Source organism: Brachybacterium paraconglomeratum, assembly GCF_003994255.1.
Taxonomy (GTDB): domain Bacteria; phylum Actinomycetota; class Actinomycetes; order Actinomycetales; family Dermabacteraceae; genus Brachybacterium; species Brachybacterium conglomeratum.
The window spans coordinates 1-18,342 of the sequence record NZ_ML133862.1; the positions used below are offsets into that span (position 1 = coordinate 1).

Genomic DNA, 18,342 nt, shown 5'->3' on the forward strand with positions numbered 1-18,342 from the left:
GGGGCACGTCGAGGTCTTCCAGATGGCGAGCGTCAGAACTTCCATCATCGGGAGACCTCGACGTCTATCCCGGCACCGACGCGCCCACCCCGTGACCCGCACCTACACCCTCAGATGCGAAGAGCCACTTAAGTGGAATGACGTAGAAGCAGCACGTAAAGCGGCTTCACAAATAAGTGATCCCCCACACCGCTCTCGGTGCACCTCAGAAGGAAACAGCCCATGACCTCCCGGTCCCTAAGCCAGCGCATCGCCGGCAGGCTCAGGCACTACCGCACACGCTGGCGTCAGACTTCACGTCGGGTGGCATTCGCTACCGAACGCACCCTGCACAGGCGGGACAGCTACAGCTACGATGCAGAACGCCACAAGCTCTATCTGGACCCCGGGCGAACACTCCATGCACCTCGAGCCTCGACCTTCGGCGTGGACCATCTCCTGCACCCCTCAGCAGCGACACATCAACATTCGCCGGCAGAAGTTCCTGCGCAGATCTTCGTGGCCTGGACCGGCGGCAATCCGATGTCGGAGAATCGCACTCGTGCACTCACCCAGCTCAGAGAGATAGCCGACGGAATTCCAGTACACCTGGTGACGCCGCGCACGATCGACGATTACGTGCTGCCAGGGCATCCGCTGCACCAGGCGTACGAGCACCTCAGCCTTGTGCACCGTTCCGACTACCTGCGCGCCTACCTCCTACGGCACCATGGCGGAATCTATATGGACCTGAAGCCGGTCATCGGACAGCCGCGGGACTTGCTCCTGCGCCTCACTTCCGACAACTCACTCTGGGCAGCCGGTGCCCAGGAGATCGGACCCGACAACCTGGCGAGCAACCCATTCGGACCGCTCGGAAGGGACGAACGTGTCTACTTCGACCGTATCCTTCAACAGGCGTTGCTCGCATGCAGACCTGACACTCCATTGGTAGTGGAGTGGTTTCGAGAGGTCGAGCGTCGCCTGGACTACTTCGCTGATCTGCTCGAGGAATATCCTGCGAAGACCCCTCGGGGGATCGAGGAGAACTATCCGGTCCCCTGGCACGCCCTTCTCGCAGAGGTCCTCGCCCCGCTGTGCCTCAAGCACGCGGCCCACATCGAGACATTGCCCAGCATCACGTTCGATTTCTCGGCTGAGTACTACTGACCCTCAGCGGAACCATCCTTGTTCGACGCAGAGAGGTCACCGAGCTGGACGAGGTGAGCGAAGCCAGCATTGTTCTGCCTGAGCTCGTCGAACGACCCCATCCCGGAGACCCGGCCGTCCTCCATGTAGACGACGGTATCCACGTTCTTGACCGTCGAGAGCCGGTGCGCGACGACGATGACCGTCATGTCGCCGTGCAGCGCGTTGACGGTCTCGGTGACCCTACGCTCAGTCTCGTTGTCGAGAGCAGAGGTTGCTTCATCGAGCACGAGAAGCTGCGGGGAGCGGTAGAGGGCGCGCGCGATACCCAGTCTCTGCCGCTGGCCACCGGAGAGTCGACTCCCCCAGTCCCCGACGTCGCCATCCAGGCCGCCGGGTAGCGACTCGACGACGTCCTCGAGCTGCGCCATCTTGACGGCCTGCCGCAGACGCTGCTCGTCGGCTTCCTCGACCGGCACATCGAAGAGGATGTTCTTCCGCACGGTGTCCTCGGCGATGAAGACATCCTGGGCGACGACACCGCAGATGCGCTGCCAACTGTCGATCCCCTCGGCGATGTCCTTGCCGTCGGACTTCACACTCCCGCTTGTCGGGCTCAGCAGGCCGAGCACCAGGTCCACGAGAGTCGTCTTCCCTGCCCCGGACGAGCCGACTAAGGCGACGGAGCTTCCCGCAGGAATGTCGAGGTCGATGCCCCGCAGCACTTTGTGCTCGGCTCCTGGGTATCGGTAGTGCACGTCTTCGATCCGAAGCGATCTCGAGAGCGTCATCGGGATGCGACCGCCTGATGCAGGCGTTCCCGCACGCTCACTGGCATCGCGAAGCTCTTCCTCGACCAGGAGGACGGACGCCCGCCCAATACGGAACCCGTTCACCGCACCCACAAGGGAGGAGATGTTCGGGAGGAGCCGGAAGCCGGCCGCGACGAAGAGTGCCAATGATCCCACGGCCTGGCTCTCGGCTCCGGAGAGGAAGCTGACCGCGAGGAGGGCTCCGACCCCGAGGATGAACAGGATCTCGAGGAGATACTTGGTGATCGAGCTGAAGAAGTTGCCTTCACGTGCAGCTCGCTCGTTCAGCAGGAGGCCCTTCGTGAAACGCCCGACGAAGAAGTGTGCGGATCCGCGGACCTTGACCTCCTTGAATCCCTGCAACCCCTGGAGGCCTGCGATCGTAGCGACCTTCGAGCCCTCCATGATGTCGTCGCCGACCTGCGCGATCCTCGGGCGGACGACTCGAAGATAGGCAAGAGCAGCGATGCCGAAGTAGATCAGGGCGAGCATCGCCTGCACTGGGGTGGTCACCAGCAGAGCGACCAGGATCGCGGTGACGGTGAGCCCGGACGAGACGATCGTGATCGTGGAGCTCACGGTGTTGAACACCTGCCCGACCGCAGCGTTCATGGTGCGGATGGCTTCACCGATGTTGCGCCGACGAAACTCTGCCATCGGTTCGTGAAGGAACCCCTGGAAGAGCTTGGTGGACATCTCGACCCGCTTGTCCATCACGAACCCGGACTGCCACCAGACGAAGGCCATCGCCAAGACGTCTTTCAGGATGAAGAGCCCCACGACGACGCCGACGAGGACCATGCCGAAAGTACCCCGTCCCGGCTGGCCCAGCAAATTCCACACCATTCCGGTCGCCCCGTCATCGAGCGGCGCCCCGGTGGCGATCTGGACCAGCGGGAGCACCGTCACGATTGCGACTGTCTCCACGAGGGCCAGGGCGCCCGAGAGCACCGCCGCGATCACGAGCCGCCACCGTGTCGGTCGATCGAGCAGCCGCAGCAGGAGACGGAGTGTTCCGGCCCGTTTCTCGTCTCTCACCTCGGGCTCCTCGGGGCCCTGCTGAACGGTCACGGGGTGGTGCTCCTTCTGACGTCGTCGATGTTCGCGCGCAGCTCGGCATGGAAGTGTGCTTCGGAGAACTTCTCCGCGTTCATCCGGATTGTGTGGGCGTTCAGGTGGACGGCCTGGGAATGTTGCTCGATAGCGCGGCGAATCGAGGTGGGCTCCGGCGAGTCGAAGAACGTTCCATTCACACCGTCCTGCACCGTATCGAGGTACCCGCCCGCGCGCAGTGCGATGGTCGGGACCCCATGTGCTCCCGCCTCAAGCGGGGTCAGGCCGAAGTCCTCATGGCTCGCGGTGATCAGCGCCGTGGCATGGCCGTATGCCCATCGCATCTGCGCGTCGGAGAGCCCCTCGACCAATCGCACGTTCTCGGGAGCGATGTCCAGCAGACGCTGCTTCTCGGGCCCCCGGCCGATCACGAGCAGGCGCCGCTCCGGCATCCCGGCTAATGCCTCGATCACGGCGCCGACGTGCTTGTACGGCTGGAGCCTCGAGACCACGAGGTAGTGGCCGCCTTCGGTCCCGTCCTCTCCGGCCCAACCGGCGAGCCCGCCGATCGGCTCCTGCTCGCCTTCGGCGACGGCGGGGCTGAACGGAGGGAACAGCGCAGGGGCGTCGAGCCCGTAGACACGGTGGATCCGTTCACGCACGACGGACGAGTTCGCAAGGTACTGGTCCGCCGTCCGTGCGGCGCGCTGGTCCCAGCGGGTGAGGAACGGGGTGAGCACCTTGAGCGCCAACCGCTTCGGATCGAACGGGCCGGCCTCGCCGAGGTAGTCCTCGGGAAGGTAGAGCCAGCGGGCCGGCGAATGGCAGTACACGATCTTCCGTCCCGTGGTCGGGTAGGCGTGCGCCCAGCCGGACGAGGACGCGATCACGACATCCGCATCGATCCTCATCCTCGACGACGCGGGAGCGAGAAGGGGCAGAGCGATCCGCGGGTCCCGCCGGAATGTGCCGACACGGTTCAGGCCGCTGGTGTGGATCCGCATCTCCCGGAACTCCGGGTAGGTCTGCTCCGGCTCGTAGAACAGCGTGTGGATCTCCGCTTCGGGGAACGCCTTGGCGAGGGAGAGCACCACCCGCTCTGCGCCCCCGCGTTGGGTGAGGTAGTCATGGGCGATCGCGATCTTCGGAGGCATCAGAAGTTCTCCTTCGCCGTGTGCGGGCTCCGGTATCCACCGAGAGCAGAGGATTCCACGCTGAGGGCGACGAGCTTGCGTCCGACTCCACGCGGCAGGAACCGCAGCAGGGCGTCCACGACGCCTGCGAGGCGGGCGGGATTCAGCGGGACTCGGGAGAGCCCGCGGACGAGTGCGTTCCAGAGGCTCCATCCGGGGACCGCGCTCGGAAGCCCTGCCTGCGGGTGCTTCCGCTCGAACAGCCGGCGAGCAGCACCCGAGTGGAACGCACGCCGGGCGCGAATCGCGGTGGTGACGGCTGCGACCCGATGCGGGGTCTCGAGCTCGGGCGCAAGGCGGACCTCGAAGCCGGCGGCGATGATGCGGTAGCCGTAGTCCACGTCCTCCCATCCATACAGTCGGTATTCGGGGTCGTACGGGCCGACGGACTCCCACACCTCGCGGGTGATCGAGCAGTTCCCTGCCCAGTAGCGCCAAACGACCGACGGTGCGGCGCTGTATGCGTCGCGTCGGAACCTCTCGTCAGCGTCCCTGCCGTACACCTCGGCGTAGGGGGTGGTCGAGTACTCGTTGAGGTATAGCCCGATCACGCCGCCCGAGCTGCCTCGGTGCGCGTTCACGTGCGCAGAGACGTAATCGGGTCCAGGGACGAGGTCGTCATCGCAACGGATCAGCACGTCACCACGGGCCGCCTCGAAACCTGCATTCAGCGCGGCGACCCGTCCACGATTCTCCGGGAAGACGATGCTGCGCAGGTCGAGCCGGGTCTCGTTCTCGAGGAGCGCCACCGAGCCGTCGTCGGCGCCGTCCACGACGACGATGACCTCGAAGGACGGCGTGCCGTCCTGCTGGTCGGCCAGGCTGTCCAGCAGCTGCGGAAGTCGATCCACGCCTCGATAGGACGGGACGATGATGGTCGCGTCAACCTCCGGCTTCTGCGTCACCATGCCTCCCCCGTTCCCGCACGCCCGCGTGAGCAGTTGCGCCAGCGGACGACCAGCGGCTTCAAATAGGGCTTGGCCCGGCCGATCGCTTCCTGGCGCAACGCCCTGCCAGACCGCTCAACACCGCTCATCGGGGACCTGACGGTGACGCTGTACTTGTCCAGCAGGTCTTCCGGCACCAGTTCGTGCCCCACGCCGAATCGTTCAGCGAATCTGGCGATGCCAAGAGGCTTGTCCCGATGCCCGCAGAAATGCATGACGGCCGCATCGCTCAACGAGCTCTCGTAATAATGACCGCGAGAGTTCAGCTCTCGATGGCCGACGACAGTTGTGTCCGAGATGAGGCCAGTCTCCTGCAGCACCCACCACATCTGGTCCTGGTCGCCGCCGGTGAAGACCCCGTCTCGCGTGTCATCCCACCATGCCCTGACAGCACCGAGGTCGGCGCTCCACATGCGGTCCAGCAGCTGCTCCCCTCGGATGTCGTTCTTGAGGAGGATCACCCCGGTATTGATGCGTGACCAGAAGCCGTTGGGTTCCTTCGGCCCTTCAGCGACGACGAGGAACTTGCCCTCGGACTCGGCAGCTTCGACCAGCTCGCCGATCGTGTCACGAGCGAAGTCGGTGAAGAACGCGTCATCATCGATCCATGCGATCCAGTCATATCTTGGGAGGATCCTGCGGAGGATCGTCGTCTTGTAGAAGAACTTGTTCGTCACCCCCTCGCCCAGGCCTATCTCCAGGCGGTAGTCCAGCCCATGCTCCTGGGCGTAGATCTGGTGGTTCACATAGGAGCGGAGCCGAACCTCATCGCCTCCTGAGACCAGGCAGACTCTCTGATCACGCATTTCGTCCTCCCCCTGCAGTCGGTACGTCGAACCGTCCTCCCATCGACCCGAGCAGCTCGGCAACTCTGCGGGATCCTGCCCGCGGGGAGTAGCGCGTCTCCCAGCGTGCGCGGCTGTTCTCGAGAGTTCGCCCGGACGTGCTCAGAGAAACGAGTGCCTCGCGGATGATGTCGGTGAGGTCTGCGGCGTTCCCGCGTCGAGCAATCCACGGGAAGTGCTCACCCGCCACTTCTGGAAGTGCGCCAGCATCCGAGATAACGAACGGCACCCCTCGCGCCATCGCCTCGGCAGCGACGAGTCCGAACGGCTCCTCCCAGACGGAGGGGAACACTGCCAGGTCCACCTGGTCGAAGAACGCTTCTCGGCGCACCCAGCCCAGATGGTCCACGGATCCGGTGAGCGGCTCGAGGGCGGCTTGGATCTCGCGATCGTCGGCCGAGTCGCCGAAGCGGTTCTCGCCGGCGAGAACCAGGCGCACCTCGCGCTCCGACCGTGCGATCACCTCGATCATCGCGCGTGCGAGCACATGCACGCCCTTGTCCTTCGTGAGGCGCCCGAGGAACCCCACGCGCAACGGCCCCTCCGGCCGGGACGCCATGTCCCGGAAGGCGATGTCCTCGGTCCAGTTCTCCAGCACGTGAGTACCGCGGATCCGAGAGGCCATGAAGTGCGAGGGGACCAGGACCCGTGCAGCGCCGAGACGACCGATCCGCGCCGCCAGCGCATTGACCCCGGTGGGGAGGATGTGGAGGTGCGCGATCCGCGGCCCCATCCCGGTGGTCGCGGCAGTCGGCACCAGCCCGTTGCACCACAGCGGGACCGCGCGGTTCCGCAGGCGCCAGGCGGCGAGCGCACGCATGTACCCGAGGCGGGTCGATGCCTTCAGTGGCACCACGTCGAAGCCGCGTGCACGGGCCTCTTCGAGCAGCTCGCCCGGCGTGGTCGGCGCCAGCACGGTCACGTCGATGTCCATCGACCGCAGGGCTGTCGCGATGTTGAGCAACATGACCTCGCCGCCGCCCATGTCGCCGTTGTTCGTGGCGATCGCGATCGTCGGAGTGCTCACCGAGCTCCCACCTCGGCAGAGGAGGGTCCGCCTGGCGTCGCCGTTTGCCGTGCCCGCGCATGCGCATAGAGCGCGATGGCGATGACGAGGGCCCACTGGAGGGTGAACAGCACCTCGCCGAGGCGCCAGGCGCAGATCAGCGTGGTCACGGTCGCGGCCTGGGCGACGATCTCCTGACGGCTCAGCTCGCGAGTAAACGGGCGCAGGGCGAACACCACGGTCACTCCGAGAACGATGAGCAGCCACGGCCACCCGCCCTCGACCAGTGCCGTCCAGTACGAGTTGTGGAACAGCCAGACCTTGCCCGGGTCATCGTCGAACACCACGTAGGCCTCGCCGAGCCCCGAGCCGAAGAAGCCGGCGTCGTGCACCTTGACCTCGGAGGCCGCGTCGATCCGACTGCGCAGCAGATCCGATCCCTCTCGATCCGAGAAGACCCCGATCTGGGAGTAATCTTCCGCGACCTGGGACACGCCGATCACGATCACGATCCCCAGCAGCCACCGCCCGAGGACCGACAGCTTCGGCGCCAGGACGATCCATCCCACCCCCGCCGCGAGAGCGGCGATCGACGTGCGAGAGCCCGTCTCCCAGACGAGGACTCCGATGAGGAGGACCAGCAGCACCCTCGCCCAGCGACGCTCCACCACAGCGAGCATCAGCACCCCGAAGACGGCATAGGCCATGCCCGCCACGTTCTTGTCCTCGAAGAAGCCCGAGAGGTATCCCCCGTAGTTGTCCGGCGCAAACCCGCCGTAGAACGCGAATGCGTTGAACAGCATCCCCACGCCGAGACCTGCCAGACCGGAACGGAAGTCGATGCGGCCCGAGGCGAGGACCATGAGCAGGACCGCCGTCAGAGCCAGCCTGATCAGCCGTCGCTTCCAGTCGAACGCGAACTCAGAGGGATCCGCGAACATCGAGATCATCCCGATGTAGAACAATCCGACCACCAGCAGCGGCACCAGCAGCTGAAGCCGGCCGAGCTCCACCTGCGGTCGGCGGATGATCGCGAGCAGGATGATCCCGACGACAACCACCTGGTTGAACGGGATCGGCAAGCCGAACATCGATCCCTCGAAGATCAGGCCGAAGAACAGCACGAACTCCGGGATGCGCAGCTTCCCGACAGCGGACAGCACGCCCGTGGTCTCGGCGCGCAGGCGGGAGCCGAGCGCGGTGGCGGTACGGTCGATCCGCGCATCCTGCGAGGCGGTGCGGGGGCTCATGCGGCCACCTCCCGGTACACGTCCGCGATCGCCGCGGTCATCCCCGCAACGGTGAGTGCGTGCGCCGCAGGCCCAGGTCGCGCCGCAAGGTCGCTCCCCTGCTCGATGATCCGAGCGGCCACGGCCTCCGGCGAGCGCGCCTCCTCGGCCGTGACCAGGCACCGCTCGGGCACGATCTCGCCGTTGCCGCCCACGTCGGTGGCGACCACGCCGAGGCCGTGGGCCACGGCGTCCAGCAGCGTGTAGGAGAGGTTCTCCCACGCGGAGAGCTGCACGACCACGTCGTGGGAGCGCAGCGCCTCGCCCGCATCCACATGGCCGGGGAAGTCGATCCGGTCCTCGAGGTGGAGGGAGTAGGCGAGGGTGCGCAGCGCGCCCTCCTCCAGACCGCGGCCGGCGATCGTGAGCCGAGCCTCGGGGTGCTCGCGGGCGACGTGGGCGAAGGCCTGCATCAGCTGGTCGATGTTCTTCTCCGGGGCGAGGCGCGCGAGGGACAGCACGCGCAGACCCTCGCGGGGCTGCGGAGCGGGCTGCGGGGCGTCGACGCCGTTGCGGATCACGGTGAGCTTCTGCCCGCTCCCCCACTGCGCCGCGACCTGCGCGGCGGTGGAGTCGCTGACGGCGATCACCCGGTCGGTGCGCAGCAGGCGGGCGCGATGCGCGCCGGCCTTCACCCGGGCCTGCAGGTCGCCGGACTGGTAGTAGCCGCGCACCCCGGAGATCCCGTGCTCGGTGGAGACCAGGTGGATCCGCTCACCGCGGCCGGAGCGCAGCCCGGTCGCCGCCGCGACCCCGGCGAGGTCCGCGAAGGCGAGGTGGGTGTGCAGGAGGTCGGGGCGCAGGCGCTGCAGGGTGCGGCGGATCGTGCGCACCGCGGCGGCGGTGCCGTCGGCCGGGGAGACCGGCCCGGTCACCACGGGCGCGCCCATGCCGCGCAGCGCCTCGGCGAGCGGTCCCTCGGGGCACAGCACCACCACCCGCCAGCCGGGGATCCCGGCGCGGGCGGCGTCGAGCACGTGGCGGGCCACGCCGCCGAGGTCGGCGACGGGCACGCACCACAGCGCGATCCGGTCACGGCTCCCTGCCGTCTCTACGGTCACGACCGCGCCTCCGCGAGATGGCGCGGGGCGTGGTTCGTGGGCACTCGCAGCTCGGGGAACACGAAGAGCCAGTCGAGCCGGGGGCGAGCCAGGATCAGCAGGGTCGGGACGCCGACGCCGGCGATCGCCAGCACGGGGACCACGATCCCCGACTCCCCCGCCCCGATCGCGGCGAGCACGCGGTAGGTCAGATAGACCGCGAGTGCATGCCCGACGTACACCACGATCGAGTTCCGTCCGTACCACTGCAAGAGCCGCGTCACCGGGGAGCTCGGGATGCGCGGCGCCAGCCACAGCGCGAACAGGATCCCGAGCACGGAGACCAGGAAGTACGCGGGCTTCTGGGAGATGACGAGCCTCTCGGCCGCGGCGACGCCGCCGGCCACGACGACGAGGCCGAGCAGCGCTCCGCCCCACCCCGGCAGACGGCGCTGCAGGGAGTCCAGATGCGGCTTCAGCGCGGCGCCGAGGAAGAAGAAGGCTCCGAACCACAGGAGCCGCTGCGGGACGCCCGACTCCGGCTCGAGGATCCACAACAGCACGAGGGGTGCCAGCACGAAGAGCTCCCACGGGAGCCACCTGGGCCTCAGCATCGCCACGGCGTAGCAGACGATCAGCACCGCCAGGTACCAGAGGATCCCGCCCGCGAGCCAGTTCGTCGGGTTGGTGAGGGTCACCAGGGAGTCGATCGATCCCATGATCAGCACGAACCACAGGGCATACGGCCACACGATGTGGCGGAGCTTGCCCACGACGTATCGCCGCGGCCCCTTGCTCAGCGAACGTTCGAGGAGCAGCCCGGAGAGCACGAGCAGCGTCGGGATGCGGAACGGGGCCACCGCCGCGTTGAACGACTCGAGGGCGTCGCTGGTCTCGTTGCCGCCGAACTGCTCCGGGATCGACACCGCATGCCAGGCGACCACGAGGAGCACCGCGACGCCGCGCAGCAGATCCATCCACTCCATCCGCCCTGTGGGCGGCGTCTCGGTCAGAACCATTCCTGCAGCCGATCCAGGGCCACGAAGAAGCCCTCTCCGGTGTTGACGTGCCCCATCCAGATCTCGGGGATGAACGGCGCGTCGGGGGCGAGACGGTCCATGCGCTCGGCGAGGTCCTTGAAGTCGACCTCGCCCTCGCCCACCTGCACGCCCTCGCCGTCCACGCCCACCGAGTCCACGATGTGCAGGTGCTCGGTGTGCGGGCCCATCAGGTCGATGTACTCGCTGAAGGGGCGCTGGTAGAAGTTCGCGGCGAGCTTCGAGTGGGACACGTCGAAGGTGAGGCGGCGGCCGTAGGTCTCGCAGAACCACACCGTGTCCTCGGGCTCCATGAACAGGTTGTGGTGCTGCTGGCCGCCCATCAGCCACGGGAACGGCGGAAGGGTCTGCGCGGTCAGGCGCACCCCGGCCTCGTCCACCCGCTCCAGGCCCTGCTGCACCCGCTCGTACAGCGGGTAGCGCTCCTCGGGCCGCAGGTGACGGTCCGGGAGGAAGCCGCCCATGGTCACCACCACGATCGGGTCCTGCTCACAGGTGAAGTGCTCGCGCAGGTCGCGCGTCAGGTCCACCACGCGCTGCACCTCGTGGATCGACCGCTCCCAGATCGCCTCGTCCGGGGAGGCGAGGTCGATCAGGAAGTCGCCCGGGTACAGGTCCGGGGCGTGCACGGTGAAGAACTGCTCGAGCTTCTCCCCCGGGGCGAAGAACTCGGAGAGATCGAGGTCCATGTCCTTCGCGCTCTGGTGGAACTCGAGGAAGTCCGGCTCGGAGACCTCCAGCAGGGCGCGGAAGTCGTGGAAGCGCACCGGCAGCCCCCAGGGGCGGCGGAAGCTGTAGCCGCTGCGCTGCTGGGGCCGACCCGCGAGGTCGCCGGGGTAGAAGAAGTCCCCGGCGGGCACGTCGCGGTGCAGGGTGGTGCCCAGCAGCGCCTCGCGCTGGTTGGGCTGCAGGCCGCGGCCGGGGCTCTTGACGTCCACGTCCGCGGCGGTGACCACGTCGCCGGAGCGCAGGTCGCGTGCGGCGACCAGCGACTTGGCGAGGTTCACGCGGTTCATCAGCTCGCCGGTGGAGAGCTCTCGCGGGCCGTCGGTGCCCAGCGCCTCCTCGACGTCGCGGATCTGGCGGACCATCTGCCCCAGCTCGTCGGGCAGCAGGGAGACCTTGTGGTCGTTGCCCTCGAGGGTCTTGTCCACGGTGACGTGCTTCTCGATGATGTGCGCGCCGCGGGCCACGGCCGCGACCGGCACGTGCCAGCCGCGCTCGTGCCCGGAGTAGCCCACCAGGCCGTCGCCCAGCTCGGCGAGGCGGTCCATGTACCGCAGGTTCACGTCCTTGTAGGGCGCGGGATAGGTCGACTGGGTCTGCAGCAGCGCGAACGGAGCGCCCTGGCCGCGCAGCACCTCGACCGCGCCGGTGATCTCCTGCTCGGTGCTCATGCCGGTCGAGACGATCATCGGGGCGCCGAAGCCGGCGACATGCGCGAGCAGGTCGTGGTTGGTGAGATCCGCGGAGGCGATCTTGTAGCCGGGCACGCCGTAGCGCTGCAGGGCATCGGCCGAGGGAAGGTCCCAGGGCGTGCAGATCACGTCGACCTCGCGCGCGGCGCAGTGGTCGAACACGCGGTACATGTCCTCGACGGACAGGGAGTACTTGGCCAGCAGGTTCATCGTGTACTGCGGGCCGAGGTCCTCGCCGGCGCTCGCGGCGCCGCCGGAGCGGTACAGCGCCGCCATGTCGCGCAGCTGGAACTTCACCACGTCCACACCGGCCGCCACGCAGTGGTCCACGAGGGTCTTGGCGAGCTCGACGTCGCCCTGGTGGTTGTTGCCGATCTCGCCGATGATCAGCGCGGGATGGTCCTCGCCCACGGTGCGGCGGCCGATGGTGAGGGTGCGCGCGCCGGGGGTGGCGACGGCGACGAGGCGGCCGCGCTCGTCGAGCACGGGGATGCGGTCCACGCCGTCGCGGAACAGCGGGACGATGTCGGCGACCGGGGTGCCCTCGAGGACCGAGACGAAGCGCGGGTTCGCGGCATCGACCGCGGGGGCGTCGAGGTCGGGGGCGGTGTGCTCCACGAGCCAGCGGCGGATGTCGCCGTCGCTCAGGGTGCCGCGCACGGTGCCGTGCTCGTCCAGAACGAACGCGACCCGGGCCTTGTTCGCGCTGATGCGCCGCAGCGCCTCGAGCACGGTCGCGGTGACGTCGACCGTGTAGGGGGCGGTGGTGCGGTCCAGGATCACGAGGTCCTCCATCCGAGTCGGGCGAGCATGCTCTCGGCGGCGGCGACGTCGGTGAGGGTGTCGATGTCCACACCCTCCACCTCGTCCAGCACGAACAGATCCGTGCGCCCGCCGATGCGGTTGTTCTTGGTGCGGTAGATGTGCGGCGCCGTGACGTAGAGGCTGCCGTTCTCGAAGTAGTGCATCTGCTGCGCGGTCAGCTCCTGGCGGCGGGGCCGGGCGTCCACGTCGTAGGCGGCGCGGGCGCTCTGCCCGGGCGACTCCGGAAGGCGCCAGAAGAACGGCGACTCCGGCACCACGCCCACCAGCGCATCGACGCCCTTCTCGCGGAACATGGCGAGCGCCCGGCGGATCGTGTCCGGGCGGCGCACGGGCGAGGTGGCCTGCAGCAGCACCACGGCGTCCAGCGCCGTGCCCTCGGCCTCGACCACGTCCATGGCGTGCAGGACCGTCGGCTCGGTGGGGGCGTCGTCGGTCGCGAGCTCGGCGGGGCGCTGGATCACGCGGGCGCCGTGCGCGGCGGCGGCCTCCGCGATCTCCGCGTCCTCCGTGGAGACGGCGACGATCACGTCATCGTCCTGCTGCGCCTCGAGGGCCTGCGCGATCGTCCAGGCGATCAGCGGCCGCCCGCCCACGCTCAGCAGGTTCTTGCGCGGGATGCCCTTGGAGCCGCCCCGCGCGGGGATCACGACCAGTGCCGTCATCCGGCGCCCTCGAGGATCTGGGCGATGAGGCGGGAGGGCTCGTCGGCCCCGGTGGGGAGTGCGGGGGTGGGCTCCCCGCCCCAGCGGCGCATGTCGTAGCGGTCCCAGAACTCGCGCACCCAGGCGGGCACCTTCTCGCCGGCGACCCAGGAGGGGATCCCGCGGGCGGCGGCCTCGAGCACGCCGGTGGAGAAGATCCCGACCACCGGGGCGCCCACCTCGTGCAGCGGGATCGAGGTGTCCTGGAACTCGACGCCGCGGCGCGTCATCAGCTTGTGCGCGGCACGGGAGAGGACGTCCACCTCGGAGGGGTGCGGGCGGTACAGCGCGCCCTCGGCGCGGCAGAAGGACATCGCGATCCCGGCGGTGAGGCGGCGTGGCAGCTCGGCGCCGTGCATCTGGCCGAGGAACACGGGCTTCTGCCCGGTCACGTCGACCTCGCCCTCGCTCTCCTTGCCGGCCTGCCACAGCAGCTGGGAGCCGACGGTGCGCACCTCCACGTCGTCGCGGCCGGAGCGGTAGAACTCCGCGTCGGCGTCGCTCCAGGCCAGCAGCGTGGTGCGGGGCGGCAGCGGCGGGGCGTAGGGAGTCAGGGCACCGTGCTGGACCACGGCGGAGGCGGTGTCGGTGGCGAGCGCCCACTCGTGGGCGGCGCGGCCCGCGGCGAGGTGCTGGCCGAGGGTGAGCACTGCGCCGATCCCGCGCCTGTCCAGCACGACGGCGAGGCGGCGGCGCTGCTCGTCCTCGGTGGTGGCGGGCTCGATCCGCTGATGGGTCCACTCGTCGCCGGCGAGCTCGGGCAGGTCGAGGCCGGCGGGGCTGAGCACGTCCACGCCGATGCGCAGGTAGGGCAGGGAGGTCAGCAGGCTCGCGCGGGAGGTCGGGGAGGCGGAGTCCAGCCCGATCAGCAGGCGGGTGTCCCCCTCTCCCTCGCGGGAGTGGAGCATCAGGCCGGGCATCTGCTGCGTGCCGCGACGCGAGCGCACCGCACTGGTGACGGCGTGCTTCACCTGTCGGGCGCGGTTCCGTGTGCTCTGCCATTCCTGCCAGCGCTCCAGGGAGCTGGGGTGGATCAGTCCTGCCACAGCGAATCGACCTCCTCGAGGCGATGATCGAAGGTGTGCTCGGCGAGGGTGCGGCGCCTGCCGGCTTCTCGCATCCTCTCCCCCCAGGCCCGGTCCTGCAGGGCGCGCCGCGCGAGATCGAGGAGCTCCTCGCGATCGTGCCACACGGCGACCTCGGTGCCGACCTCGTAGAACTGGTCCACGTCGTCGCGGTCCACGAGCTGCACCCCGCCCATGCCGGGGATCTCGAAGGTGCGCATCGCGTGCCCGTTCTGCAGGCCGTGGATCGCGACGGCCGCCGCGCCCTCGGCGTGGATCTGGTAGGCGCGCTCGAGCGGCACCTCGCGGGAGGCGGCGATCGGGGGCCGGGACCAGGAGAAGGTGCGGGCGCGGTCGAACGGGTGGCGGGAGAAGTCCCGGCCCCAGGCGTGCACGGGCAGGTCGTGCTCGGCGAGGTGTGTGAGCAGCTCCTTGCGGTTGGCGTAGCCGGACCCGATGAACACGATCTCGTCGGTGCGTCGGCTGGTGGGCTCGCTGCGGTGCGGGTCGAAGGCGTTGGGCACGAAGTGCGCATCGACGCCGCGGGCGCGGAGCATGTCCGTCTCGGAGCGGGCATAGTCCACCACGGGCCCGACCTGGCGCAGGAACTCGTCGGTGTAGTCGTGGCGGTGGAGGTCGTCGTAGAGCCACAGGATCCGCGGGGTGTCCCCCAGCGCGTCCCAGAACCGCTGATCCAGGCCGTCGCCCTTGATGACGACGACGCGGTGCGGGCGCACCTCCCGCATCCGCGTGATCACGCAGTCGGTGAGGCGGGCGCGCTCGGCGGTGCGGCGGTCGCCGGGCAGGTGGAGGCGGTCGGGCAGCTCGACGGTCGCCTTGAGCCGCAGCTTGTCGCCGACGGTGTCGTAGGCGTCGTAGCGGGCGGTGTGGACCTCGTAGCCGCGGCGGGCGAGGGCGTCGCCGATGCTGCGCCAGTAGCCGTGGAAGGCCGGGGAGATCAGCAGAAGCCGCTCCGGGGCGGAGGGGGCGGGGCTCATCGCGGGAGGGTCCTTCCGGCGCGGTGGATCAGGTCGAGTTCCTCGCGGGCCACGGCCAGCGGGGCCACGTCCCGTCCGGCGGCGCGGCGCCCGCTGTTCCACAGCAGGTTCGCGCCGGTCGCCAGCGTCATCGCGCCGCGAAGCAGGTGCACGTTGCCGTGCTTGCGGGCGTAGCGCATGCGGGCGCCGACGAGCCAGCGACGCCGGCGGGCCTCCCCGCCGGAGGAGCCGCCGCCCACGTGGCGCACCTCGAGGTCCGCATCGAGCAGGGCGGGGATCCCGGCGCGGCGCAGCCGCAGCTGGAGGTCCACCTCCTCGGTGTACATGAAGTACCCCTCGTCGAAGCCGCCGGCCTTCCGCACCTCCGCGAGCGGCAGCAGCAGCACCGCCCCGGAGACCCAGTCCACCGGCACCATCCCGCTGCCGCGCTCGGCATCGACGTCGTGGCCGACGGCGCGGTGCAGCACGTCGCGGTGGCGCTGGGAGGCGAGCGGCACCAGCCACTCCACCACCTGGTGGGAGATCGTGGGGAAGTACCTCGCGGCGTAGCCGGAGCCGCCGTCCTCGCCGACGTTCCGGCATCCCACCACGGCGGGCATCCAGGGCAGGGCGTGCTCGAGCAGCGCGGCGCAGAAGCCCGGCGGGATCTGCAGGTCGGAGTTCAGCACGAGGGCGTGCTCGATCGCGGGCCCGCCCGCGGCGTCGGCCGCAGCGACCGGCGCGGCGAGCGCGTCCAGTCCGGTGTTCACGGCGGCGCCGAAGCCGCCGTTGGCGGGCCGGCGCACCAGCTCGACCCCGGCCGGCAGCTCGCCGGCGGCGACGGGGACGGGGCTCGCGTCGTCGACCAGGACCACACGGGCGGGGCGCTGCGCGGCGGGCACGGCCTCGCCGCACAGCGACTCGAGCAGGGGCAGCACGGCAGCGAGCTCCCCGTGGACGGGGATGATCGCCCCGAGCCCGCGGAGGCTCATCATCGGCCCCAGGTGGAGGCGGCGCGGCGACCGCGCGGCGAGGTGCGCGCAGCGGGCGCGGAGTCCCCCTCGGGCTCGTTCTCGTCGTGCTCGACCGGCGCCGACTCGTCGGCCGCACGGGCGGGGTGAGCGACGGGCTGCGCCTCGGGGCGCGGCGAAGCCTGCGCGGCACGTCGCGGAGCCTCCGTGTCCGCGGGTCGCGGGGCGTCCGGGGCCGCGACGGCTGCGGCGGGCGCGGAGACCGGGCCGGGCTCGGCGGGACCGCCGGCCTGCTCGACGTCGACCTCTTCGGAGTCCGGCACCACGGCAGACTCGTCGTAGCCGCCGAGCGCGCCGTAGCCGTACTTGCCGTAGGCGCTGTAGCCGTAGACGGCGTCGCCGTAGGCGAGGCGGTTCAGTCGGCCGGTCGAAGCGCGGTTGAGCACCGCGCCGTAGGCGGTGCCGTTCACGGCGCGGATCGCCTCGACCGCCTTCTGCATCGCGGCGGTGCGGGTCTGGCCGGGGACGGCCACGAGGATCGCGCCGTCGGAGTGGCGGGTGAGCAGCTGCGCATCGGTGACCGCGAGCACCGGCGGCGCATCGATGATCACGAAGTACTGCCGCGAGAGCTCCTCGATCAGCTCCTGCATGCGGCGCGAGCCGAGCAGCTCGGAGGGGTTCGGCGGGATCTGCCCGGCCGGGAGCAGGGTCAGCAGCGGGACGGTCGTCGGCTCGGCGACGTCCTCGAGGCTCACCGAGGCGGCGAGCAGCTGGGACAGGCCCACCTCGCCGTCCACGGAGAACTGCTGGGCGATCATCGGGCGGCGCAGGTCCGCATCGACCAGCAGCGTGGGCTGGCCGGCGCGGGCCATGACGCGGGCGAGGTTCGCCGCGACGGTGGACTTGCCCTCACCGGGAGCGGAGGAGGTCACCACGATCGAGCGGGGCGGGTTGTCCACGTCGATGTAGCGCAGATTCGTGCGCAGCTTGCGCAGCGCCTCCCTGCTCGGGAAGGACGCGGGCTCGGGCAGCACGCCGTCCTTGCCGCGGGCGAGCTCCTTCGCGTCCGGGAGCGCACCGAGAGTGGGCAGGCCCACCACATCGGTGACGTCGTCGGCGGTGCGCAGGCGGCTGTCGTTGCGGTCCCGCAGCCAGGCGAGGCCCAGCGCGACCAGCAGACCGAAGGCGGCGCCGGCGAGCAGGAACTTCTCGCGGTCCGGGGAGACGGGGGCGCCGGGCACGACGGCGTTCTGGTAGTTGGTCAGCTGCACGCCGACGGCGGCGTTCTCGTTCCCGCCGGTCTCGAGCTCGCGGGCCTCGGCGGCGGTCGCTTCGACGGCGGCGTTCGCGATCGCGGAGGCCTCCTCCGCGGTGGGCGCGACGGCCTCGACGGTGATGATCGGGGCGTTGGGGTCCAGGGTGGTCTGCAGGGAGCCGGCGACCGCGTCGGGGCTCGCCTCGAGGCCCAGCTCGTCCACGATCCGCTGGCCCACCGCGCGGGTGTTGAACAGCGGCAGGTAGGACTGCGCCTTCTGGTACTGGAAGGCCATGTTCCCACTGGCCTGCTGGATCGGGTCGCCGTTCTCGTCGGACTGCGCGCTGGCGGAGACGTAGCCGAGCGCGCTCGCGGAGTAGGTGGTGCTCTGCGTGAAGGAGAGCCCGTAGCCGGCGGCGGCGCCGAGCACGAGGCCGGCGACGAGGAGCAGGAGGTTGCGCAGCAGCAGCCTGAGGAAGTCTTCGATCGTCACCGGAACTCTTCTTCTGAGGTCATTCGAGGGGGCCTGGTCATATTAGGTGAAACCGGTGCACAACCGACCGGAATGTCATCACGACCACGTCACGAACCGGCGCTTCGCCGGACCCTGCGCCGGTGTTCACCTGCCGGTCGCCGAACCAGCACCGGTCGAGCGGCCGGGGCCACCTCGTGCCAGGTCAGGCATGCACTGCGGCATCTCGGGATGTCTTCGCGCCGTCGACGCGGACGACCGATCCGTCCGATCTGATCGCTTTGGATC

15 protein-coding genes are annotated in these 18,342 nt (G+C 69.5%); 1 reads left to right on the plus strand and 14 read right to left on the minus strand.

What is annotated here, in order from left to right:
- Window positions 1-222 precede the first annotated feature (222 nt).
- Window positions 223-1,149 (plus strand): capsular polysaccharide synthesis protein, encoded by a 927-nt coding sequence (locus DS079_RS15205; protein ID WP_126988648.1) that lies wholly within the window; start codon window positions 223-225, stop codon window positions 1,147-1,149.
- On the opposite strand, the gene DS079_RS15210 is transcribed toward DS079_RS15205, so the two are convergent.
- The 14 genes from DS079_RS15210 to DS079_RS15275 are packed head-to-tail and all read right to left on the minus strand — an operon-like array spanning window position 1,143 to window position 18,075.
- Window positions 1,143-3,011, minus strand: coding sequence for an ABC transporter ATP-binding protein (locus tag DS079_RS15210; protein ID WP_126988649.1), 1,869 nt, complete (start codon window positions 3,009-3,011; stop codon window positions 1,143-1,145). The genes DS079_RS15205 and DS079_RS15210 overlap by 7 nt on opposite strands.
- Complete coding sequence (locus DS079_RS15215; protein WP_126988650.1) at window positions 3,008-4,147, minus strand: glycosyltransferase; 1,140 nt, start codon at window positions 4,145-4,147, stop codon at window positions 3,008-3,010. Before DS079_RS15215 ends, DS079_RS15210 begins: the two co-directional genes overlap by 4 nt.
- Window positions 4,147-5,094 carry a glycosyltransferase family 2 protein gene (locus DS079_RS15220; RefSeq protein WP_126988651.1) on the minus strand — a complete coding sequence of 316 codons (948 nt, stop codon included), beginning with the start codon at window positions 5,092-5,094 and terminating at the stop codon, window positions 4,147-4,149. Before DS079_RS15220 ends, DS079_RS15215 begins: the two co-directional genes overlap by 1 nt.
- A complete protein-coding gene (locus DS079_RS15225; protein WP_126988652.1) occupies window positions 5,088-5,879 on the minus strand; it encodes a hypothetical protein in 792 nt (263 codons plus the stop codon). Before DS079_RS15225 ends, DS079_RS15220 begins: the two co-directional genes overlap by 7 nt.
- Window positions 5,880-5,931: 52 nt before the next feature.
- Window positions 5,932-7,005 (minus strand): glycosyltransferase family 4 protein, encoded by a 1,074-nt coding sequence (locus DS079_RS15230; RefSeq protein WP_126988653.1) that lies wholly within the window; start codon window positions 7,003-7,005, stop codon window positions 5,932-5,934.
- Window positions 7,002-8,234 (minus strand): ABC transporter permease, encoded by a 1,233-nt coding sequence (locus DS079_RS15235; RefSeq protein WP_126988654.1) that lies wholly within the window; start codon window positions 8,232-8,234, stop codon window positions 7,002-7,004. Before DS079_RS15235 ends, DS079_RS15230 begins: the two co-directional genes overlap by 4 nt.
- Window positions 8,231-9,334 carry a glycosyltransferase family 4 protein gene (locus tag DS079_RS15240; protein WP_126988655.1) on the minus strand — a complete coding sequence of 368 codons (1,104 nt, stop codon included), beginning with the start codon at window positions 9,332-9,334 and terminating at the stop codon, window positions 8,231-8,233. The genes DS079_RS15235 and DS079_RS15240 overlap by 4 nt, the downstream gene beginning before the upstream one ends.
- A complete protein-coding gene (locus tag DS079_RS15245) occupies window positions 9,331-10,332 on the minus strand; it encodes an acyltransferase family protein (protein ID WP_126988656.1) in 1,002 nt (333 codons plus the stop codon). The genes DS079_RS15240 and DS079_RS15245 overlap by 4 nt, the downstream gene beginning before the upstream one ends.
- Window positions 10,323-12,572, minus strand: coding sequence for an N-acetylneuraminate synthase family protein (locus tag DS079_RS15250; protein WP_126988657.1), 2,250 nt, complete (start codon window positions 12,570-12,572; stop codon window positions 10,323-10,325). Before DS079_RS15250 ends, DS079_RS15245 begins: the two co-directional genes overlap by 10 nt.
- Window positions 12,569-13,276: an acylneuraminate cytidylyltransferase family protein gene (locus DS079_RS15255; protein ID WP_126988658.1), complete on the minus strand. Its 708-nt coding sequence runs from the start codon at window positions 13,274-13,276 to the stop codon at window positions 12,569-12,571. Before DS079_RS15255 ends, DS079_RS15250 begins: the two co-directional genes overlap by 4 nt.
- Window positions 13,273-14,361 (minus strand): hypothetical protein, encoded by a 1,089-nt coding sequence (locus DS079_RS15260; protein WP_126988659.1) that lies wholly within the window; start codon window positions 14,359-14,361, stop codon window positions 13,273-13,275. The genes DS079_RS15255 and DS079_RS15260 overlap by 4 nt, the downstream gene beginning before the upstream one ends.
- On the minus strand, window positions 14,349-15,377 hold the full coding sequence (locus tag DS079_RS15265; protein ID WP_126988660.1) for a CgeB family protein: 1,029 nt from the start codon (window positions 15,375-15,377) through the stop codon (window positions 14,349-14,351). The genes DS079_RS15260 and DS079_RS15265 overlap by 13 nt, the downstream gene beginning before the upstream one ends.
- Window positions 15,374-16,351 (minus strand): glycosyltransferase family 2 protein, encoded by a 978-nt coding sequence (locus DS079_RS15270; protein WP_241237686.1) that lies wholly within the window; start codon window positions 16,349-16,351, stop codon window positions 15,374-15,376. The genes DS079_RS15265 and DS079_RS15270 overlap by 4 nt, the downstream gene beginning before the upstream one ends.
- Window positions 16,348-18,075, minus strand: a complete 1,728-nt coding sequence (locus DS079_RS15275) for a tyrosine-protein kinase domain-containing protein (protein WP_126988661.1) — start codon at window positions 18,073-18,075, stop codon at window positions 16,348-16,350. Before DS079_RS15275 ends, DS079_RS15270 begins: the two co-directional genes overlap by 4 nt.
- Between the last annotated feature and the right edge of the window lie 267 nt (window positions 18,076-18,342).